This is a genomic window from Amycolatopsis vastitatis, assembly GCF_002234595.1.
GTDB classification, from domain to species: domain Bacteria; phylum Actinomycetota; class Actinomycetes; order Mycobacteriales; family Pseudonocardiaceae; genus Amycolatopsis; species Amycolatopsis vastitatis.
Window position 1 is genome coordinate 240,649 of record NZ_NMUL01000023.1, and the last position, 22,099, is coordinate 262,747.

Annotated in this window: 13 protein-coding genes; 1 reads left to right on the forward strand and 12 read right to left on the reverse strand. The window is 65.7% G+C overall.

The window, feature by feature from the left end:
* Window positions 1–72: 72 nt before the first annotated feature.
* The 3 genes from CF165_RS23915 to CF165_RS23925 are packed head-to-tail and all read right to left on the reverse strand — an operon-like array spanning window position 73 to window position 1,314.
* Window positions 73–528 carry a 3'-5' exonuclease gene (locus CF165_RS23915; protein WP_093949776.1) on the reverse strand — a complete coding sequence of 152 codons (456 nt, stop codon included), beginning with the start codon at window positions 526–528 and terminating at the stop codon, window positions 73–75.
* Complete coding sequence (locus CF165_RS23920) at window positions 516–938, reverse strand: 3'-5' exonuclease (protein WP_093949777.1); 423 nt, start codon at window positions 936–938, stop codon at window positions 516–518. Before CF165_RS23920 ends, CF165_RS23915 begins: the two co-directional genes overlap by 13 nt.
* A complete protein-coding gene (locus CF165_RS23925) occupies window positions 868–1,314 on the reverse strand; it encodes a UvrD-helicase domain-containing protein (RefSeq protein ID WP_158226823.1) in 447 nt (148 codons plus the stop codon). The genes CF165_RS23920 and CF165_RS23925 overlap by 71 nt, the downstream gene beginning before the upstream one ends.
* A 136-nt stretch (window positions 1,315–1,450) precedes the next feature.
* On the opposite strand from CF165_RS23925, the gene CF165_RS23930 reads away from it, so the two are divergent.
* Window positions 1,451–1,750 carry a hypothetical protein gene (locus tag CF165_RS23930; RefSeq protein ID WP_143268650.1) on the forward strand — a complete coding sequence of 100 codons (300 nt, stop codon included), beginning with the start codon at window positions 1,451–1,453 and terminating at the stop codon, window positions 1,748–1,750.
* Between the two features lie 10 nt (window positions 1,751–1,760).
* On the opposite strand, the gene CF165_RS23935 is transcribed toward CF165_RS23930, so the two are convergent.
* The 9 genes from CF165_RS23935 to CF165_RS23975 form a co-directional block, all read right to left on the reverse strand.
* On the reverse strand, window positions 1,761–3,881 hold the full coding sequence (locus CF165_RS23935) for a DEAD/DEAH box helicase (protein WP_093949780.1): 2,121 nt from the start codon (window positions 3,879–3,881) through the stop codon (window positions 1,761–1,763).
* 33 nt (window positions 3,882–3,914) lie between these two features.
* Window positions 3,915–4,184, reverse strand: a complete 270-nt coding sequence (locus tag CF165_RS23940; RefSeq protein ID WP_093949781.1) for a hypothetical protein — start codon at window positions 4,182–4,184, stop codon at window positions 3,915–3,917.
* Window positions 4,181–5,245: a putative T7SS-secreted protein gene (locus CF165_RS50360; RefSeq protein WP_143268651.1), complete on the reverse strand. Its 1,065-nt coding sequence runs from the start codon at window positions 5,243–5,245 to the stop codon at window positions 4,181–4,183. Before CF165_RS50360 ends, CF165_RS23940 begins: the two co-directional genes overlap by 4 nt.
* Window positions 5,246–5,328: 83 nt before the next feature.
* Window positions 5,329–5,649, reverse strand: a complete 321-nt coding sequence (locus tag CF165_RS23950) for a hypothetical protein (protein WP_093949783.1) — start codon at window positions 5,647–5,649, stop codon at window positions 5,329–5,331.
* A 17-nt stretch (window positions 5,650–5,666) separates the two neighbouring features.
* On the reverse strand, window positions 5,667–6,881 hold the full coding sequence (locus CF165_RS23955; protein WP_093949784.1) for an McrC family protein: 1,215 nt from the start codon (window positions 6,879–6,881) through the stop codon (window positions 5,667–5,669).
* Window positions 6,878–8,689, reverse strand: a complete 1,812-nt coding sequence (locus CF165_RS23960) for a DUF4357 domain-containing protein (protein WP_093949785.1) — start codon at window positions 8,687–8,689, stop codon at window positions 6,878–6,880. Before CF165_RS23960 ends, CF165_RS23955 begins: the two co-directional genes overlap by 4 nt.
* The gene (locus tag CF165_RS23965; protein ID WP_093949786.1) at window positions 8,689–12,819 is read right to left on the reverse strand and encodes an Eco57I restriction-modification methylase domain-containing protein; all 4,131 of its coding nucleotides are present in this window, start codon (window positions 12,817–12,819) and stop codon (window positions 8,689–8,691) included. The genes CF165_RS23960 and CF165_RS23965 overlap by 1 nt, the downstream gene beginning before the upstream one ends.
* Window positions 12,819–15,710, reverse strand: coding sequence for a DEAD/DEAH box helicase (locus CF165_RS23970; protein WP_240521753.1), 2,892 nt, complete (start codon window positions 15,708–15,710; stop codon window positions 12,819–12,821). Before CF165_RS23970 ends, CF165_RS23965 begins: the two co-directional genes overlap by 1 nt.
* A 22-nt stretch (window positions 15,711–15,732) precedes the next feature.
* Window positions 15,733–21,891: a protein kinase domain-containing protein gene (locus CF165_RS23975; RefSeq protein ID WP_205660951.1), complete on the reverse strand. Its 6,159-nt coding sequence runs from the start codon at window positions 21,889–21,891 to the stop codon at window positions 15,733–15,735.
* Between the last annotated feature and the right edge of the window lie 208 nt (window positions 21,892–22,099).

Consider the following 22,099-nt stretch of genomic DNA (forward strand, 5'->3'; position numbering starts at 1 on the left):
CCAGGCCGCCGAAGTCGACCTCGGCTTCGAGTCGTCCACCTGCCTTGACCCGCCCCATGCCGAACGCCGCGGTCAGCACTCGATCGCGGTGGCATAGTTGCCCGCGCCTTGTGAACCGGCTGTTCGTGGCTCGAACCTGGCCGCCGGCCGGTCCGGCACCAGCGCCGCGAGAAACGGTGATGGGCTGTTGGGCCGGCCGACGTCCCTGTGCGCGGCGTAGGAATACTCCAACCGATGCCTGGCCCGGGTGACGGCGACGTAGAGCAGGCGGCGTTCCTCTTCGACGGCGGCCGGTGTGTTCGCATGAACGATGGGCATGAACCCCTTGGTCAGGCCAGGCAGGAAAACGACGTCCCATTCAAGCCCCTTTGCCTTGTGCATCGTGGCCAGAGTGACGACGTCCTCCAGCCGTGGCGCGTGATCGGCCTCGGCGCGACGGCGGAGTTCATCGGAAAGCGCCAGTGCGGACCCAGCGACCTCGACCGGCATCCGCTCAACCAGCCGGAAGAGCGTGTTCAGGTTGTCCACCGGACACGTGCCGGACCGAGCCGCGCCGGGCGGACATCAGGGTTGCAGCCAAGTGTTCCCAGGATGGTTCGCAGCGTTGCCGCCCCGGGTTCGTCCGGCGCCGCTATCGCGTGGTCCATGAGCGCTTCGAGCGCTTGACGGATCTCGCTGATCTCGAAGAACTTCGTATCGTCGAAGACCTCGGCTCGAATACCTGCCTTCGTGAGTCGCTCCCGCACCTTCGCGGTCTGGCTGTTGGTCCTGACCAGCACGGCGATTTCGGCAGCGGGGATTCCACCACCGAGCAGATCGGTGATCCGGTCGGCGAATCCGTCCAGCTCACCGGCCTCGTCGTCGTACTCACGGCGCACTGGTTCCGGACCGTCCGGCCGCTGGCCTTCCAGCTTCACCCCGGTGGAACTGTGGGCCATCAGTTTGTTCGCCGCGGCGACGATCTGTGGCGTAGACCGGTAGTCGCGGTTCAGCGCCGACTACCGTGACGTTGTCCCGAGCGCCGAGCCAGGCGGACAGCAGGCGTTCCTGCGACGGATCGGTGTCCTGGTCTTCGTCCACCACGAAGCAGCTGTACTGGGCGCGGATCTTGGCCGCGATGTCGCTGTTCCCTTCGAGAAGGACCGAGCATTGCTCGATCACGTCGTCGAAGTCGAGGACGGCCTGGTTCCGCTTCGCTGCCTCGTACCGTTCGAACGCCGCCGCCAGTTCCTCCGCCGGACGCACACCTGAGCGGCCCGCCGCTTTGGCCGCGTCCGGGTACTCCGCGGGGCTGAGCCGACGGCGTTCGCCCACTGGATCTCGTTCCGGAGCGCCGCCACGTCCGTGTCGTAACGGCCACGGATCCCTGCGACAGGACCCGCCGGAGGACGTCGTTCTGATCGTCGAGCACCGTCAGTTTGCCACCAGGCAAACCGGCGTCAGGCCAGAAGTGGCCGAGCTGACGCATCGCCACGGCGTGAAAAGTACGGGCTTGCACCGCCACCCTCAGTTCGGCCACATCCGCGGCGCCCACCCGGTTACCGCAAGCCCGTCCGGTTCGCACCGGATCGACGTGCGCCGCATCGAAATCCCGGTGCTGGACCTGGACCGGCAACGGCTTCTGGGCGAGGCGTTCCGCCGGATCTCGGCCTTCCAGACCGCCCTGCAGCAGCTTTCCGATCTCGGTGCCGACCTGGCGGTCACCTTGGCGGAAGCCCTCGCCGGCGGAGGTGTGGAACCAGCAAGTTGACATCCACGCCTTACGGCAGGAACGGGCTCGGGTTGCCGCTCCACGACACCGCCAGCGCGTCACGAGCTCGGGTGCACGCGACGAAGAGCAGACAGCGTTCCTTGAGCAGATCGCTCTCGTGCTGCTTCACGTCGACTTCGGCGGGCGTGATCTCCTTCGCGAACGGCACCGCCTTGTCGTTCACCCCGACCACCGCGACGCACTGGAACTCCAGACCTTTCATGGCGTGCATGCTCGCCAGCCGCACACCCTCGACGTCCGGTGCCGGCTGATCCCGGACGCGCACCGCCGGGATGCCATCGGTCTTGAGCTGGTCGTGCACCTTGTCCAGGGTCAGGTTGAACCGGGCGCAGACGGCGATCTCGGTCGAGCCCACGCCCTGCCCGATCCAGTCGCGCACGCGTTCCGACACTGCCGCGGCCTCGTCCTGTGCTGAGGAAAAGCCCGCGCTGGCCGGCCGTCTGCCGTGCAGCAGCGAGCGATAGCCGGCCAGGTTGTCCACGCCGTCCCCGCCGAGATCGTCGACCGCGGTCCCGTCGATCACGGCGGTCGCCCACGCCAAGATCTCCGCGGTGCTGCGGTAGTTGATGCGCAGCCGGCTACTGCGGCCGGTCACCGAGATCCCGACCGACCGCAGCGACACACGGGAATCGTAGATCCGCTGATGCGGGTCACCCGTGATGAACAGGTCGTCCGGGCCGGGCGTGACCGCGGCGCGCAGCACCCGCCACTGAGCCGGATGAAGATCCTGGGCTTCGTCGACGACGACGTGGTCGAAGCGGTGATTCTCGGACGTGCCGAGCAGTTCGGCAGCACTGTCGCAGATCTGCAGGTGCGTGGTGGTGCCCGCGGCCCGCTGCTCGGCGCGGAATTGGTCGATCGCCTGCCAGATCTGCTCACGTTGTGCCGTGCGCAGTGCCGCACCGCGACCATGACGTTCGACGCGGAGATAGTCCTCGCGGGTCTTCACATGTTGCGCGAGCACGACGTGGCGAAACTCTTGGGCCAGGAACTGCTCCGACCACGGCAGGTCGAGTTTTCGCGCGATCCGGCGCCAAATTTGACGTTCGTCGGCGTCGGTGATCGGCGACTGCGTCTGGCCGGAAGCGTCGCGGGCCACCCGGTTCGCGTAGGCATCCACAGTGGTTACTTGGACCCTGGCGAGCAGGCTCTCGTCATCGAGCAGCAAGGCGAGGTTCTCGCGCAGGGTCTTGGCCAGCGCATTGGTGAAGGTGGTGAGCAGAATCCGGCTGTCCGGGGAGCGGGACAGGAGGTGCTTGACCCGGTGCAGCGCCACAACCGTCTTGCCGGTACCCGGACCGCCGGTCACCTGCGCCGGCCCGTTGTAGGAAACCCGATACGCCACGCGTCGTTGCGACGGGTGCAGGAATACCCGCCACGCCGCGAACGGCTTCTCCAGGATCTCGGCGAGCTCGTCCGGGCTGGTGACCAGGGTGATCCGGCTCCGGGTGTTGATGATCGCCCGGGCGAGGCTGTCGTCGGTGTCGCTTTCCGCCGGACGCCGTTCGGCCACGACGTCGCGGTAGACGTCTTCGGGGGTGAATCCTTCGGCGAGGAACTGCAGCACCTCGAACTGGTCTTCGGGCAGTAGTCCGCCGAACGCCTCCAGCTGACTCTTGTCGGTCATCGCCCGCGCGGCACGCAGAACCCCGGCGTCGATCCCGAGGTCGCGCAGCACGGTGTCGGAGTGCTTCGCGAACAGCCGGGCCGGTGCCTGGCTCGCAGCCTGTTCCAACGGCGGGGTGAGCTGCTCGATGGCGACGACATTGCGAACCTCGACCGCCCGTGTCGCGGTGTTGACCGTGTAAAGCCGCTTCGCCGCCCACGTGTATGCGTCATCGTGCGGGACGACGTTGACCAGCAGGAAGATCTCACTTCCGTCGTCCGGTGCCAGCACGACCCCGCGCCAGAAGTCGGTGATGCGAATGGTCCGCATCCGCGGATCGCGCGCGTTGTCGACCGACTCCAGGTGCAGGCCCTTGTCCGCGTACAGTTCGGCGACGGTCAGTTCCTGGAATTTGCGCATCGCTTTCTTGACCCCGGCCTTGACCTGCCTCTCAAGGGTGTCGTAAGCATCCCAGAAAGTCTGTGCGAACCCGAGCTGCGGCATGGTCGTAAACCTTACCGACCCGATCGGAACAAGTCAGCTGTCTGCAAGTTCTTCCGCAGGCCACCTTGTCAGGAACGCGCCAAGGGCGTTGTCGATGAGAGCGCCTCGCACGGTGGGTTCGTGGCCGGCGCCGAGATGTTCTGTGAAGGCGTCCCCCAGGATGTCGATGACCGCTTCCTGCTGCTCAAGCGTCGGCTTGCTTTGCTTCAGAAGGGCGCCCAGTAACTCAGGATCACGCTGACCCAGCAACTCGACTACAACGTCCCGGAATTCCGCGGGAAGATCATCGAACATGGTGGTCACTCAGTCCTCCAGCCGGCCCGCGACCGCGCCCAGGCGGTGACGACCTCGCCCTTCTCGTTGAGATTCACGATCGCATCCTTCCCCGTGAAACGGTACGTGCCACCATATTGGTCGGGTCTGTACTGCGGCGCCTTGACCGGGTTGTTGACCGCGTCGTGAGCAGCGGCATCGTTCACGCCGTGCCCGTCGCGGCCGGACATCTGGGTCTCGCCATGTTCGGTCTTGCCGGAGATTCCCTTGGGTGGTTCGAACGGCGGCTCAGCGGCTCCGCCACCGGTCCCGCTCTGGTTGGTCTGCATCGGTGACACGTGGTCGTCGCCGGCCGCGTTTTTCGCGATGTTCATGGCTCCGGTGGCTGCCATCGTGCCTCCGGCAACCATCCCGGCAGCAGACACGGCGTTCAACGGCACGCCCGCGATCGCGCCGACCCCGGTGGCGTCGAGGACCAGTCCAGCGCCCTCACCGGTAGCGCTGATCATGGTGAGCCCGATGCCTGCGGCCGTCATCACCGCATCACCGGGATGGTTGACAACGGCGTTGAGTACGGATGCGGCGCCGTTGAGCAGGTGGCTACCGGTGTCGGCGAAGAAGTTGCCGACGTCGTCGAGCCAGCTCGAGCTCCGGGGCGCTTCTTCGGTCGCGTCCCGGATCGCTCCGGAGACCACGTCGCCGACTTCGTCGAGTTGTCCGCGGGCTCGGTTGAGCGTCTCTCGGGCAGCCTGACGAGTCGCTTCGCCGGGATCGGTGAACGGCGGGACAGGTTGGCCGCTCGCCGCCGCTTGAGCGGCGTCCTGGTCGTGCTTGGCTTGCGCCTGCCGAGTGGTCGTTTCTGCTTTCGCCCAGGAGGCGATGGCCTCCGTCGCTTGTCCTTGTGCCCAGCGCAGTGTGGTGGCGTAGTGCTGCAAGGCGTCAGCGGCGGTCAACAAGGCATCAGCCGCTTTGTACCATTTGCCGGGCTCATAGGAGAACTTGTCGTGGAAAGCGTGGGCAGCCGGACCTTGCCAGGCACCCGTGTCGATGGCCTTCAGGGCCCTCGGAGGCGCGGCCGGCCTGGTCCGCACGGGCGCGCAGCACACGAACGTTCTCCTCGATCGCTTCGGGCCTGCCCGGGACCAGTTCAGTGGGATCTTGCGTCTGTCCGAGCTCAGCCATCGCTGACCACCGGCTCACCAGGATCGATCTTCAGGGTTCCAGCAGCGGCGTCGTCGTTCGTCCGGTACGCCTCGGTTGCTTTGGCGAGCACGTCACTGATCGCCTCGGCGTCATCAGTGAGTGTGTCGAGACCATCGCTCCAGCGCACACAGAAGTCCATCAGCGAGTCGTGCAGCCCGGAGTGTCCGTACATGTCCGAGTTGCCGCAAAGGTTGCGGAGCTCGAAGCTCTCCTGGCCTTCGATGCTCTGCCGGATGCCGGTCGCAGCTTCATCCAGCTTGTCGAGCTCTACATGGAACCCTGGCCCGTCCACTGTGCGCACCCTCCTCGTCAATGCCGCAAATACCGTATCTCCGGATCGAGGAAGCTGGCCAGTTTGTCCACCGACCGGCGCAGTTCATCGGGTGATTGGTCGAGGTCCAGCGCGTGCTGATGAATCACAACGCCCGCGTGCCGGACGCGGTGTGTCGCGACGGACCCATTGCCCGCAGCGTAGACGAGATGACCGGCGGAAAGACCGAGCGCGGTGCAGTAGGCGAGCATCTGGTATAGATCGGCATCCGGGAACCCCGCCGGCTTCTCGGCTTTGTACTTCGCGTCGGCGACCGCGAGCGGCGTACCGTCGTCGGCGTAGCGGACGAAATCCGGAATTATCCGGATCGCCTGACTCTCGTCGAGATGGTGACGCGCTTGACTTCGGCAGTATCCGGGCAGCGAAGCCAATGATTCGCCGAGCGCGGTGGTCACGAAATCCTCGAACACGCGGGCCATGTCGAAAAGAAATCCGCTGACCGTCACGTCTCCCGGTGCGCTCTCGACAGACGAACCTTGCAAGACGATCCCAGCGAGCCGGAGGGCGGAGTGATAGCGGGCGTTGAGCCGGCTGGGCTGCCACACCGGGATCTCGGTACCCCGCCGGACCGGGGTGATCTCGCTCAGCCGCGCGCGCAGCCGGAGGAGTCGTCCGCAGACGTCGTCGGGGATCCCTCTCGAAGTCCGGAGCAGGCTTTCACAGGCTGCACGCAGCAGGCGGTTCTCGGCGATGTCTTCGGTGAACTCATCGTGCGTCACCTCCAGCGGCACGAGCCGTCCGTGGTGCCGGCGGGCCTGTTCGCTCATCCGCACCCGGCCGCGCATGACGAGCGCGGTTTCATCCACGCTGACGTAACCTTTGAGCATTCCTTGGCGGAGCGCGGTCTCAGCCTGCGTCGCAAACAGCCGGGCGAGCGCGGGCAGCAAGTCCTCATCGGCGCTCACTTGGACGTCTTCGTCACGCCAGCCCTTGTCGTTCCGGCTGAAGCCGAGCAGGTAGAGCAGCCGGCGGATCGGGACCTTCGGAGTGATGCGCAGGTCCAGCGTGCCGCCGCCGGGCAGGTGTACCGCGGCGACGCCGATCGTGCCCTTGGCGCGGATCTGCCAGTGTCCGGGCACGAACGGATCAGGCACTGCCTCGACAACCCTCGACGCCGCGAGCGCGCGGCCCGCAGCGTCGTCGAGCGCCACCGACACCGCGTCCCCGTACTCCACGAGCGGCGGGACGGTCACGGCTTCGCGATGCTCGAGCGCAGGCCGGTCAAGCCGTACAGCTTCTCGATGTCGACGCCCTCGCCGTAGTGGTGTTCTTCGAGCAGCGGGAGGATCTTCGTGCGCCAGGTGCGCTCCAGACCACCGTCGCGATAGACGCCGCGCTTCATCAGGTAGGACGGCCCGATCTGGAAATCGGGATCGCCGATACGGGCGTTGAGCGCGTCGAGCAAATCAGCGGGTTCGGCGTCCCGACCTTCGCGCTTCAACCACCGCCGCAGCAACCCACTGGTCGGTTCGATCCGCGGCGAAAGCTCGACGAACGCGAACCGTCGGCGCATGGCGGCGTCGACCAGCGCGATCGAGCGGTCGGCGGTGTTCATGGTCCCGATGATGAAGAGGTTGGACGGCAACGCAAAGTTGTCGGCCGAGTAGGTGAGCCGGACCGACCGGTTGCGATATTCGAGCAGGAAGTACAGCTCGCCGAACACCTTGGCGAGGTTGGCCCGGTTGATCTCGTCGATTACGAGGAAGTGCGGTACGTGCCGGTTGCCCTCGGTCGCGGCGAGATCGGCAAGTTCACGAAGCGGCCCAGCGGTGATGCGGAACGCGACATCTCGCGTTTGGGGGTCCTGCTGCGGCCGGAAGCCCTCAAAGAAGTCTTCGTAGGCGTAGGAAGGGTGGAACTGGACGAGCTTGACTTGCTCGGGCCCGCCGCCGAAGAACTCGGCCAGCTTCAGCGCAAGGTACGTCTTGCCCGTTCCGGGCGGCCCGTAGAAGATCAGCTGGCGATCGTCCCACAACAGGTCGCGGACTTCCCTGAGCCATTCGACGTCGTGGGCCAGTACATCCTCGGCCAAGGCGTCGTTGGGCTCGGGCAGCTCCAGCTCACGGCGGGCGAGCGCAGCCAGCTCCAGACTGGAGTCACCGCTCGCGTCTTCGGCTTCTTCGGCGAGTTCCTCATTGCTGCGCCCGAGCCCGGCAACCAGCCCGGCGACCGCCGTGAGGTCGACGACGTCCTGCTGGATCGAGAGCTTCTGCTGAAGTTCCTCGGGAAGTTCCGCGTAGGGATAGCCGACGCTCTGCCATTCCGCGGGGCGTCGCAGGTTCGACCGCCCACCTTCCGAAGCGATCTGGATGGCATCGCCGGCGATCTCTCCAACGTAGAGGTTGCCGTTGGAGATCGTACAGACTGCGTCACCCGGTTTCATTTTCGAAAGGAACGCGTGCAATTCGTCCACGAGCTGCTGCAACGGCGTGTAGGCGAGGATGGACTCGTAGTCCTCTTCGACGACCGAGCGAAGCCGGTCTTTGGTCAGGTCACCGTCGATCCCCTCACGCAGCCGGCTCCCGGCGAGACTGACCAGGCCGTCCGGCAGCCACAACCGTTGGACGAGGTCGAAACCGGCCACATTGGACCCACGGACCAGCCAAGTGCGCATCGGTGCTTGCGATGGAGACTTGAGGTAGTCGGACAGCAGGAATCCCTCGGCGGACGTCCACTCATGCCACCCGTTCGCGCTCCGCCCGAGCAGGATCTCCGCCGCGGCCGATGGGGAGTTGCATTCGATGTCTTCGGTCGTCTCCAAGTACCCGGGCCACTTCTCGGACTCCCGCATGCGGCCCGTGGCGATGAGGTCTTCGCGGATTGCGTTCGACGACTTCATGTGCACCCGGAACGACGGCACCGTCTCCGCCCGCGCTGGCGACCCGGCGAGCACGGCGAACTTTTGACTGCCGTTGGTACCTTTTTCATGCAGCAACCGCCCGTGTGCGAGTGGCCCGCCGCGGGGAAGCTGGAGCTGGAACTCGGGGTACTCCTCGGCCATCAGGCCTCCTCGCCCGGTGCGGCGGCTGCGGGATGGCGGGGACCGTGGCCGGGCGGCGGGTTGAGGGTGGAGGTGTAGTTCTCGCCGTCGATGAGGGGGTTGTCGAGGCTGACACCAGCTTCTGCCATGCGGTCGTACTCGGCGAGGATCAGGTCCTTGGTGCGATAGGTGCCGTACTTGGCCTCGTCCTTGCGCTTGACGATAGGGAAGGTGTCGAGGATGTAGTCGACGTCTTCGCGGGAGATCCCGTAGAGATGGAAGAAGAGCGCATCAAGCTCAGCCCGAATCACTGCACGCCTGCCCTCGTTCCACAGGAACGGGGTACCCTTATCCCCAAGGTCGCCAGCAAAAGATTTCATGTCGCACGCTGTGTAGGTAAGCTCCAGGCTTCGCGCGCTTATCCAGCGCGAATTACTAATCAGACTTTCAGGCGACAAGACAGGCAATTGCTTCCAAATAAAGAAGTTCATTGTAACGCCACCCAGCTTCTGTCGACTCGCATAATCGAAGATGAAAGATGACTGACAGGCAATTAGAGTTGCAGCTAAATTTGTCGAAACATCTGGGCACATCAGCGGAATCTTGTTGCCTACACCCGAAAGCGGAAATACAAAGGCAACTGCGGTCCGCTCGTTAGTTGCCGATGTAACGTCTCGCCAACCAGTCAGCCAACCGTGGTGCCAGCCCTTGTCGGCCAAACGACTACCGACGCCTCGCTCAAGAATCTCGCTTCCCTTGGCGTCTTTCTTCCCAGTTCGAGCGTCAGCCTCGGCCACCCAGCTTAGCGGCATAGTTAATCGAGATGAGTTTTCGAGCTCTTCAATGGTCAGGTAACGGGGTTGATTCTGCCGAGATACCGCAGTATTACTGCGAATAACATCAGCTGCACGATGATTGAAGAAGTCAGTCATTTTCGCTTCATATAAAGGCAGCATCCTCGACGTGCCTTTTGTGAAAATGTTACCCGAGAGCTTCCAGCCATCACCTTCCAACTCTTCGCGAGAGCACAGGAAGCGAGCATCGTGTGACATATCGAACATTCTGAGGAACGACACACCCCAAGGATTACTTCCACCTTGGCCATATTCGTCGGGCTCCTTAATGAAGATCGGGACTCGGCGATAGATGGCGAGGGTGATCTCCGCGTCACGACGAGAGCGAAAGATGGGGCACGTTCCGGTGTTCGGGTTGAGAAGTGCGATCTCCTCCGGCGTCAGCATGAACGCCTTGTTGGAATCGTCCAGTTCGACCGGATCATGGAGAAAGAAGGCGAACGTGGCCGCAGGATCGCGGAGCGTTGGGCCAACAACAGACAAGATGCAAAACTTGTACGAGCGGTGAACCTCCGGGAAGAGCCCCGCAGCGTTCTCGAAGTCGTAGAGCGCGGCGAGCGAGCCGTGTTGGACCAAGTTTTTGAAGAAGTACTGGGTCCGGGCGTCGGTGGCGATGCCGGTCGGCACGATGACGCCTGCTCGACCTCGGGAACTAGTCAGGATCTGCGCGGTCTCGGAAAAGACGGCATAAGTGTTCAGGTTTCCCTGACCGGTGAGCGGGACGCGATGCGACCGGCGCAGGAAGTGACTCTCGGCGTAGACCGCACGCTTCGCGGCCGAGTAGGCCTCAAAGAGTGGTTGCGTGTCGGGGTCGTCGCGGAGTTTCGCAATGAGTTTCTTCCGGGTGTCCGCCTTGCCGACTGCGGCGATGGTCGGCGACCGTTGGGCGAAGAACTCCTGTTCCTTCAGTTCGACACTGTCCCACGGCGGATTGCCGAGAACACAGGCGAACCCGCCGTGCCAGCCAGCCTCGTTGAGCGGCGAGTCGCCACCCGAGACCTCAAAAATGTCGGGAAACTCTAGATGCCAATGAAAGAATCGGTACTGATCCCGTAACCGGAAGATCTCGTCGTGCGTCGCTCGCGGCACAGCCGACGTCGAAGAGTTCCCGAGCGACCGGAAGATCTCGTACGTCACCGCACGCGGGCTGTCGGCGGTCTTGATCCACATGAAGGCTGAGCACCACGCGTCCGCCAAGTGCAAGGCGTCGGTATACGCTGTCGACTCGACCCACGAGGCGTAGTCGGCCGCTTGTCGACGCACCTCGCGAAGCTTGTTGGCACTCTTCGCGGTGATGCGTCGCACGTTCGCGGCGAATGCCTGGTTGGTGACCGTAACCGAGGTGTCCTCGATATCGAAGAGACCGAACTGGCCGTCGCGCTCCTCGATATGCGTCTTCTCCAACAGCTTGGCGAACTTCTTATCATCACCTTCAGTAGCAATGAACGCGCTGTCCGGGATCCCACCGCGAAGCAGCGCCGGAGTCGCGCCGATCAGGGCGTTCCCGCACTTGATGTGGACATCCAGGAAGTCCAGCGGCTTGCCAGGCTCCAGGGCCTCCAGCCACAGCGAAACCTTGGCCAGCTCAACCGCCATCGGGTTGAGGTCAACCCCGTAGATGCACTTCGCGATGACCTCGTGCAATGCGTGTTGAACTGCACCCAAGGTCGGCTCGGGGTTGCGCTCGCGAACAGCCGCCACACGCTTCGCGATCCGGCGGGCGGCGGCAACGAGGAAGTGGCCCGAGCCACACGCCGGGTCGCAGACCGTCAAAGACAGTAGTTCGTCGACGATGGATTCGGACGGATCCGAGTGGCCGGCGGCCGTCGCGGCCTGTTCACCACGCTTGACGGCGTCGTCGATGACCGGGTCCAGCGTGGTGTCCAGCAGGCATGCGATCAACGAGGACGGCGTGTAGTAGGAGCCCGTCGTCTTCCGGGCGTTGCCGGCGATCGCGACCAGTTCGAATTCGCGGTCCACCGCACTGTGCCGCGGAACGAGTTCCAGCAACGACTCGTAGATCGAACCGAGCTCTTCGGCATCGAGATGGCGGTAGTCCACCGACCGCCAGCGACGGGAGCCAGCGTCCCGGACCTGCGCGAGGTGCCGAATCGCCGTCAGAAGAGATTCGTTCGATAACGACAAGCCGTACAGAGGAGCGTCCGCCGGTGTGTCGTCGAATATCCCACCAAGACCCGGCAGACCAAGCGCAGGGCGGCCGTCCTCATCGCCCAGTGCATCGAGAACGATGCGCAGCGCTCGATAGAGGTCGTCGTGGACCGTGCCCTTCCGCCGCCGGGCGTGGGCACGAAGCTTGGCCGTCGAGAAGTACCGTGCGTACCGTTCGCGAGCCTGGTCATCGACTGAAGGGCTGTGCAGGGCGTCGCGGTCTTCGGCGACGAAGACGAACAGCAGACGGTAGACCAGCCGCAGCAACGCGCTATGCAGAGCGCCGACGTCGATGTTCTCGCGCAGGGCGGAGTTCGCGGGATGCTTCAGGAAGCCTGTACCGAGCGTGGTTATCGCGTTCTGGACACCGTCGCGCAAGCTGTCCAGCGCTCGGGTGCCGGATGCGATGGCGTCCACCCGCCACTTCTCCAGCCAGCACGTCGACGGCGCCGCGTCCTCCGCGACATCGAACCGCGAGACGTGCAACAGCCGGTACAGCAGCACGAACTCGCTGAACAGCTCGCCGTCGAAGATGGCGTCCAGGTCGAACTCGACATAGGACGCGGTCGCCAGGGCACTGGAGTCGCGCAGCAGCCGCAGCTGCCGGCCATTCGTGACGACGCCCCACAGGTGCGCGTCCGTGCGGTTCAGCAGCTCTTGGACCAGCGACTGCGCCGGCACGCTGCCCGCGCCGTCCGGTCGCTTGTCCAGCGAGACGTTCCACGGCGCCAGGTGGACGGGCACGTGGTTCCAGCGGTGGCTGATCGCGAACGTCTTTGTGCCGTCGTCTGACACGAGCCCGGCGGCGCCGAGCCGTGTCAGCTGGCCGAAACCGAGTTCATCGAACAACGGCAGCAGCCATTGCGATACGGCCAGGCCGGTGGGGTCCGCGGGCGTCTCGGGATCCGGCGCGGCCGGGAGCCGGGTGCGCAGTTCGGTCCAGAGCGACTTCAGGTAGTTCCAGTGGCGTTCCGCGTCGTCGCGCACGGAGCGTGAGCCGATGACCCGGTAGTCAGCCGGCAGGGAACCGGCGACGTTCTTGCCCTCGGAGATGCGGAGCAGCATGTCGGCGGGCAACAGGCTGTTGACGGGGTGGACCGCGTCGAAGTTGCGCGTGGAGCTGGACATCAGGCGGCACCTCCAGAGACCGGCAGGTAGACGTAGGCGCCGAGGATGTCGGCCGGCTTCTGCGCGATGACGTTGACGCCGCGAACGATCTCCGAAGCGGCGCGGCGGGCGCTGCGGTGGGATTCGAGCAGGTCGGCGGCGAGTTCGTCGCCGTACTTCTCCAGGTACGGCTTCGTCTCGTCGAGTGCGTCCAGAACCCGGCCCATCGTGCGGATGGCGAACTCGCGGTCGGTGTTCTCGTCCGCCGTTCGATCGGCCAGCTCCAGGGCGTCCTCCGGGGAGAGCCAGACCGCCTTGGCCGGGGCGCCCTGGAACGCGACCAGCCGGGCATCCTCTGCCACCAGCTGCCGCTCGCCCGCCCGGGACGGCAACGTCAGGTGGAACCGGTAGCGCACGAGCAACAACGTGGTCCGGACGTCTACGGCCCTGGTACGGATCACCCCGCACCGGCGGGCGGGGCGTGGGCCGTCGGTCTGGTCGTCCAGTGCGGCGTTGAGGACGTAGCCCGCGATCGCACCGACGACCGGGTCGGTGCGGACCAGCGCCGCTTCGCCGCGTGCCACGGCCGAAGTGGCGCGGAACGGCACCGGGCGACCGGACTCGACGGCGTCACCGCCGACAACCGGCGCGACGGCGTCACGCAGACCGACCGGGGTACCGCTCAAGTCGGCGCTGAATCCCTCGTCGTCCTTCCGCAGTACCGCTTCCAGCGAAGCCAGGGCTTGCCGGGTGAACTCGCGGACCTCGTCGGCCCGGCCGAGGGTGTCGCGGATCGCCAGAACCTCCTTGGCGACTTCTTCGGGGCGAATCGTGCGCTGCGCAAACCGTGACCGCGACGCCGTCTCCCGTTCGGCGGCCGACTTCCAGTCCGCCTCCAGCTTCCCGGTCATCTCGCTGATCGTCTCAACGTCGAACAGGCTCGCCTGTTCCGGCTTTTCGTTGCGCATCAGCAGCCACTCGACGACCGCGTTAGTGACCCCGGACGACGATTCGTCCGGCACCGACACCGAGATACCCAGGTCCTTGCGGATCTGCCGGTGCTTCTTGATCAGCACTTCGAGGACCTTGCCGTCGATGCCGTTGTCACTGCCGTACAGGGTGATGACCTTGACGGTGTCGCGCTTCTGACCGAACCGGTCCACCCGGCCTTCGCGCTGGTCGTGGCGAGTGGGGTTCCACGCCAGGTCGTAATGCACGACGGCGTCGAAATGGTGCTGGAGGTTCACGCCTTCGGAGAGGCAGTCGGTTGCCACCAGCACGCGCCGGGCAGCCGGCTCCTCGCCCGCTAAGTCAGCCAGCTCCTCGATCCGCTGCAACCGTTGCTGCGGCGACAGGGTCCCGGTGACCGCTCGCACGACGGTCTTGCGTCCGAGTTTGCCGTCCAGCCGTTCCGCGACGTACTCGGCGGTCGGGATGTACCGGCAGAAGACGATCGGGTGGTACCCGTCGGCCAGGAGCGTCTTGAGGTGCTTGACCAGCGTCGCGAGTTTCGTGTCCTCGTCAGGGCCTTCCAACTCGGCTGCCCGTTCCGCGAGCTCGGCCAACCGGGCACCGGCGTCCTCGGTCTCCGCCCCGGGAGCGACGTCGAGACCTTCCAGTGCGTCAACGTCACCCGAGTCGCGGGTCAGCGGTGCGCCGAGCCGGTCAGCCTCTTCCGCGGTCGCGGCGGTCGCCGCCGCGGACCGGGTGCGCAGCGTCTGCGCGGCGGCACGCGGCGAGGAAACCAGCGAGCGCAGCAATGCGATCGCCGACCACCAGGCGATCCGGGCTTCCCGCTTGCCGCGGTCGCCGGCCGCGCTCACCCGCTCGCTGGCGTAGGCGATCGAATCTTCGAGAAGCGATCGGTAAGCCGGTGAGAGCTTGTAGGTCTCGTCCTTGAAGTACCGGTCGGCAGGGAACTTCGTGTCCTCGCGGAGATCGTTGTCCGTCAGGCCGTCTTCGGTCGTGAGGAACTGGCGAACGTCCGCCCGCTTACGTTGCACGAAATGCCCGGCAAGCAACCGCCGGCCGGCATCGCTGTCCAGCTGGACATGGGCGAGTTCGGGCTTGAGCAGGCCGAGCAGTGCCCGGAACGCGCTTTCCTTGCCGCTGTGCGGGGTGGCGGTGACCAGGAGCAGGTTCCGTTCTTCGTCCGCCGCGACCTTCTGCAGCAGCTCGTAGCGAAGCTGGTTCTGGGTGGACGCGCTTTCCTCGGCGGCGACGCAGGTGTGCGCCTCGTCGACGATGACCAGATCCGGGCAGTGCTTCACGAAGTCGTCGCGGTGCCGAGTGGACTTGATGAAGTCCGTGGACACGATCACGTTCGGGTACTTGTCGAAAAGCGACTGTCCCAGCTCGAGCCCACGCTCCAATTTGGACACTGTGGATGCGAGGACCAGCTCGGCGTCCATGCCGAACTTGGTGCGCAGCTCGTCCTGCCATTGCTCGGCCAGCGCGGGTGAACAAAGCACGGCGAGCCTGCGCGCGCTGCCCTGGGCCAGCAGCTCGCTCGCGATCAACCCGGCTTCCACGGTCTTGCCGATCCCGACGTCATCGGAGATCAGCAGCCGGACCACCCGCTGGCGCAGCGCCATCATGAGGGGAACCAGCTGGTATGCCCTCGGTTCGACAGCGATGCCCGCCAAGGACCGGAACGGCCCGGCCCCGGAGCGGAACCCGATTCGAAGGGCGGAGCGGAGCAGACCCGCCGCTTGTGAGTCACCCAGGTCGTCCGGCGACGGCTTCCTGAACTGCGCGTCGCGGACTTCCTCAAAAGCCGGGAACACGGCGGCGATGTCGTCGTCGGCGCCGCCGAGAGGCCGCAGCACGAGCATGTCATCGGCACTTTCCGGCAGGACAACCCAGTCCCGTCCCCGAGCGGAAACCAGCAGGCCAGGAGTAAACGTCGTCATCAGTCGAATTCTCTTTCGTCGCTCAAATTCCCACGCCGGTGCCGAAAACACTCTGGTACCTCTTGGCGATCGCCGCCCAGTCGTCGTCGTGCCGGAACCGCACGACATCCCAGCCCTGGTCGTACAGCCGCTCCTGCGCTTCGCTGTCACGCTCGGCGACGACGGCATCGTCGTGCACCGGGCCGTCGAGGAAGACCGCGACCGGCCCGCCCGCGAAGCGGTAGGTGAAGTCGGGCCGGGCCAACGCGCCGAGTTCGAACGTCTGGGTCTCGTCCGGCATGCGGAGGCCGTGTTCCTTGAGCCAGGCTATGAACTGGCGTTCCAGATTGGTCTCGACCTGCCCGGCAATCCGGATCTGCTGCTCGCTGCGGCTTTCGCCGCGGCCCGTCGACTCGGCGTCCGCACCGGCCAGCCGCACCAGCAGGTCGCGGATCGTGTGCCGGTCGATCACCCCATGATTCCCCTGGTTCCCGTAAGTGAGCAGGCACTCGTAGCAGCCGCGAGCGCACTGGCGCTCGGGACTCGGACCGCCGCGGTCAGTGCCGTCCGGCTCGAAGTGGCAGATGTCGAGCGCGACGGCCGCAGCCTTGCGCAGTGCGTCCTTTTCAGACTCGATGAGCCGCAGGACACCGGCGCCACCCTCAGCCGCTTCGGTGAACAGCAGCCTGTCGCGGGGTCCGTCGTCAGGCGGCAACAACTCGCTTGTCAGCTCCGAGTCCTCCAGCTCGAACGCAGCTTCGATCCCGCGCTCCAGCGCGTACATAAGGGAAAGCGCGACCGGTTCTTCGAGCGGGCCGGCCAGCTTCACCACGAGGATGTTGCGGCGATCCTCGACGTAGGGCAGCACCCGCTTCTTGCGGCGCGACTCGTTGCCGTCCGCGTCGACGACCGGCAGTTCACTCGAATCACCGGACGCGTCAGCGGCGTCGCGCTCGTTCATCCAGCGACCGTCGGCCGGGTCGAGCCAGAAGCCGTCCGGCTCGTTCTCCTTCACGCGGATGCGGCCGACGTTGGTGATCCGCACCGTCGCCGAGTCGCCGTAGGTCACAGTGGCGATCTTGCCTGCGCTGTCGGCGATGTCGGCGTCACGACGACCGGGCCGGGCGCCGTGGTCGTGAAACCGGTAGGACGTTACGAGCCGGAACCCGGCACGCCGCCGCTCTTCCTCGTCGGATGAGATCCGCTCACGCTTGCGGGTGTAGACCGTGTGCAGCTGCAGCAGCCCGACCGTCTTCTCACGCAGCTGTTCATTGCACATCTTGCACTTGTCCGCGTTGTCCCGTTCCTCGTGGTGATAGCCGCAGGCCGGGCACCGTTGCGCGGTGGTGGTGACCACGTCGCCGGTGGCATCCGGCGGGAGTTGGATGCGAGTGACCTGATACCGGGCGCCCTCGTGGTAGATCAGCGCCCCGGGTCCGAACTCGCGGATGGCGAGGAACCGCGGCCGCTGCAGGTAGTCGCCGTCGCCGAAGCGCCGCGCGGACGTCGGGATGTAGGCGGCCAGCGGTAGCCGGGGGAAGGAATAGCCGGGTAGGAAACCCTCGCTGGCGAGATAGCGGTAGGGGTTGAAGTCGGAGAGCACCGAGTTGCTGTCCACGCTCTCGTTCTTGAGCAGTTTCAGCTGGGTTTCGGCCTCCCGCCGACGGCCGACCGCGATGTCCTGGTCGCGTTTGGACAACGTGTGGTCCAGGACCCGGCGGTTCTGCTCGGCCTGGTCCTGGAGCGCGGCCGTGTAAAGCTTGCGCCAGCGCCCGAAGCTGCGGTCGAACTCCTCGGCGGCGCCGCGAACGGTCTTCTCCAGCCACCCGTCCTCCCACCACGTGGTGTCCGCGAAGTCCGTGATCAGCTCGCCGAAGATCTCCCGGGCGGCAGCTGCCGCCCGTCGCTGTGCGCCGGGATCCAGGCGGGCCCGGTCGACGTTGTCGAGAAGCGGCAGCTCGGGCTGGGGGATGCGAGCACTCTCGTCGTGGCTGATATCGATGAGGTGCGGGACGGTGTTGCCGAGCTTGAGATCGATCTCGGCCAGCCAGATCGCCTGGACGTGCGACCGCACCAGGTCCTCGTTGGTCAGGTCCAGGCGTGGGCGGGTGATGATCCCGGAGACCATCCGGTCCGACCGCCGGAAGTAGTACTGGTCGTGACTGTTACCGGTGGCGCAGTAGGTCGTGACCAGTGCCGGCTGACCGGATCGGCCCGCCCGGCCGCTGCGCTGCGCGTAGTTGGCCGGCGTCGGCGGCACGTTCCGCATCATCACCGCGTTGAGTTCGGCGATGTCAACGCCGAGTTCCATCGTCGGAGAGCAATAGAGCAGCTTGAGGTCACCCTTGCGGAACTCATCTTCCCGCTTTTCTCGGTCCGCCGGGGCGACCTGCGCGGTGTGTTCCCGCGCGGCCAGCCCGCCGAGCGCACCCGCGGCACTCTTGTACAAGTCACGGAAGAAGGTGTTCACCCGCGGACCGTCACCGCTGGCGTAGGTCCGGGTCAGCGGATCACGAGCGCCCGTTTCGCCGGTCCCGGCCTTCCAGATGAGACTCGACGCCGCGACGCGATACCCGGTGACGGTCGAATCGGCCGCGCGCTGGAACCGGCGAGCACGCTGCGGCACCGCCTGGACCTCGGTCACCAGACCTGCGTCCGCCAGCACCTTGAGCAAATCGGCGATGACTTGCTGCGAATCCTCGGCCGAGAGGTCCTTGAAATGCGCCCGGCGCAGGTATTTGCCGAACTTACCGCGCCCGGAAACGAATAGCGCGGTGCGATCCATTCCCGGCCGGGAACCCTGAGGGTAGGCGATACCCACCTGCGGGCGGTCGCCCGGCGAGGCCAGCACCCACGGGTCGACCAGGCGTTCCTCGCTGGCACGTTGCAGGGTGTCGAAGTCCTCCCGGAAGTACTGGACGTCGATGGCGAGCCCCCGACGCAAGTGATCCAACAGCACGTGCATGATCTCCGTGCGCTGCTTGGGATCGGCGTCTTGCAAGCTCTGGTGCGCCGTGGTCCAGCGATCCTTCTCTTCGGCCAGCCAGTCGAGATCCGCGTAATGGATTTCCAGCAGACCGGTCTGCTCGAGGTTGGGCATGGTGATCCGCCAGCCGCGCTGCAGATCGGTGTAGAGGCGGAAGGCGATCACGTCCTGCAGGGTCTTGGCCGCGTTGCGCTGCTGCGTAGGCGACAGGCCCGCCTTGCCCATGTAGTCCGTGACCGCCAGGCCCAGTGCGGCCGCGACCCGCGGGGCGAGCTCCTCGTGCAGGATGCCGTCCTCGCCCGCGTCGGAAACCGCACGGTACAGCGCGGACCGCAGCTGCGTGATCTGCACGAAGTCGTTGAAGTGCCCCGCCTGCAGGGAGGCGTCCTGCCGGTTGTCGACGAATGTGAGCAGCTTGCGCGCCTTCTTGTCCAGCGCCTCGGCGGGGATCTCCTTGAGCGAACGCACGATCGAAGTCGAAACCAGCGACGTCGCCGATGAACGACCCTCCTGGTCGAGGGTCGCGAGCTTCGCGAAGTCCTTGCCGCGGGTCTGCTCGTAGCTGACACTGCAGTGCAGGCAGAACAAGAACGGCGCCGGGATGAACGCCGCGGCCAGCTCGCCGGCTCCTTCGTTGCCGTAGGGATCGACGGTGACGGCGACGGGCAGCCGGGGCACGTACGAGTCCCGGACGACCTCCTCGCCCTGGTCGTCGAAGGTCAACCAGGAATCGGGCAGCCGGCGATCGGCGACGGCTTCCTTGGCATGGGCCGGCCACGGACGTTCGGCGTCGATGTAGAGGTAGCCGTCACCGGCGCGGCCACCGCTCGCGGCCGTGTCCCGGCGAGGTTCGTAGCAAAAGCCACCGTCGCGAGTCTCCTTGCGCCACACGGTCAGGTACTCCTGGCCGCATTCGCGGCAGAACGCGATCGGCAGCAGCACCTTGCCGTCCGAGCCTGGTTGGACGCGCTGGTAGTCCCGGGTCAAGTGGCGAGTTTCCTTGTCCTCCAAAGTGACGTAGACGGTGTCACCCTTGGACAGGAACTGGTGCAGCCGGAAGGCGAACAGCGGACGCTCGGTATTCGGGTGCCGCGCCTCGGAACCAGCCCTCAACGTTTCCCTGATCGCGTCACGGCACCTCTTTTCGTCCACCCCGCTTGCCGCTGCCAGCTCCTCCGCGGCTTTCTCGATCTTCGCGGGCTTGCTCCGCACCAGCCGGCCCGATTCGTCGGTCGCGAGGCCGAAGCGAGTCTCTATCCACCGTGCCAGCGGATCCGCCACTAGATCGGCATAAGCCCGTGGGGCGCTCTGGAGGCGCAACCGGTCAGCCGGAACCGACGTGGGGGTCTCTTCGGTGGCACGCACGAGGGTCTCACCGATCACGTGTTCCGGACTGACTTCGACACCGAACAGAGTGCTCGCGACCGTCGCGACGACGTTCTTCTGATCCGCGACGGTGTCCTCGCTGGACATCGTCGCGGAGGTGCCCACGCATTGCAGGCGCTCGGCCTCGCACGCCTGCCGGACCCGGCGGATCAGCAGCGCGACGTCAGCGCCCTGACGGCCGCGATATGTGTGCAGCTCGTCGAACACCAGGAATTCCAGACCTTTGGCCATCCGGATCAGCGAGCGCCGGTCGTCGGGCCGGGTCAGCATGAGCTCGAGCATCACGTAGTTGGTGAGCAGGATGTCCGGCGGATTGTCGCGGATCTCCTTACGCCGTTCGTCGTTCTCCTGACCCGTGTAACGCGCATAGGTGACGGGTTCGTGGCCCTTGCCGTACCCGTCGAGAAGGAATTTGTCGAGCTCCTTCAGCTGACTGTTGGCCAGCGCGTTCATGGGATACACGATGATCGCGCGCACACGTTTGCGGGCCTTCGGCCCCTCGCGTTCACGCTCCTTGAGCACCCGATCGACGATCGGCACGATGTACGAAAGCGACTTCCCCGACCCGGTGCCTGTCGTCAACACGTAGGACTCGCCGGACTGGGCGACGTCGATCGCCTCCCGCTGGTGCCGGTGGAGAGTGAGTGGCCGGCCGTCACAAACCGTGCCCTCGGGGGTTTTGCCGGCTTGGAAGATCCGGGCGCACTCCTCGTGCAGCACGCTGGAGCCCGTCAACTCGAGAAGCGTTCCGCCCGTCGCGAAGAACGGGTTCAACGAGAGCCAGGGATCGGGCCACTGGGATTTGTCGTTGAGGGTCTTTTCGACGTAACCCTTGATCTGGCCGTCGCGGATGACTGTCCCGCCCTCGGTGAATTCGCGGTAGTCCTTGATGAGCTTCCGGTGCACCGCGAAGACGTCCATCCCCGAGGTCGTCGGACGGGAGACCGGCCCCGCCGCGAGCGTGACCGGCTGGGCTCGCTGAAACCCCGAGATGGGATTGAAGTCGTCCCAGCCCGGCACTGCCGCCGAGCCGGTGACCAGGCGCACGAGCTCGTCACGCACAGCAACTGCGTCTTCAGGCCGATCGGCGGGCTTCTTCTCCAGAAGCCTGCCGATCAGCCGGGCCAGCTCGTCCGGCACGTCCTTGCGGATGACCTTGACCGAAGGAGGTGTCTCGTCCAGATGCTTCTGCCCGAGCTCGTGCGCGGACGTGCCAGCGAACGGCGGGGTCCCGACGAGCAGTTCGTACAGCAGGCACCCGAGCCCGTAAAGGTCGGCAGCCTGACCCACCGCGGAGGCCTGGAACTGCTCGGGCGCCATGTAACGGGCCGTGCCGACGGTGACACCGGTGCTGGTGATCCGGTCGTCCTCGCCACTTTCAATCAGCCGGCCCATGCCGAAGTCGAGAACCTTGACCCCTCCGCCGGGCAGCAGCATGACGTTCGCCGGTTTGAGGTCACGATGGACGACGTCCTCCGCGTGCGCCGCGGCCAGGCCGTCCGCGATCTGCCCCCCGAGCGCGGCCACCCACGAGACCGGCAACTGCGGTCGTTCGCCGGCGAGGTCGGCGAGTGTGCGCCCGTCGAGCAGTTCCATCGCCAGATACGGCAGGCCGGTGGAGTCCACGCCGCCGTCGATGAGACGCGGGAGGTTGGCGTGACTCAGCTTCCGCATGATCCGAATTTCACGTGCGAACCGCTCGGTCGCTTTGTCGACAACGGAGGGGGCGATAGCCGAGCCAGACAGGCTCCGGAGGATGAGCTTGACCGCGACTTCGCGATCGCCGGTGCCGCCGGCTTGCGTGTCTTCGGCTCGGTGAACCTCGCCCATGTTGCCTCTGCCGAGCGGGGCAAGCAGCCTGAATCGCCCTGCCACGACGTCCGCGTTTCCCGGCACTGGTCCTCCCCGCGCGATGCTTGATCAGTCCTGCTCGCTCTATGTCGGCTTCGGCGCGCCCAGTGCAACACGTTACCCAGATGAATTTTTTTCAGACAACGGCAGGCCGTCGAGACTTCATGTCCGCTGCCTGCACGCCGAC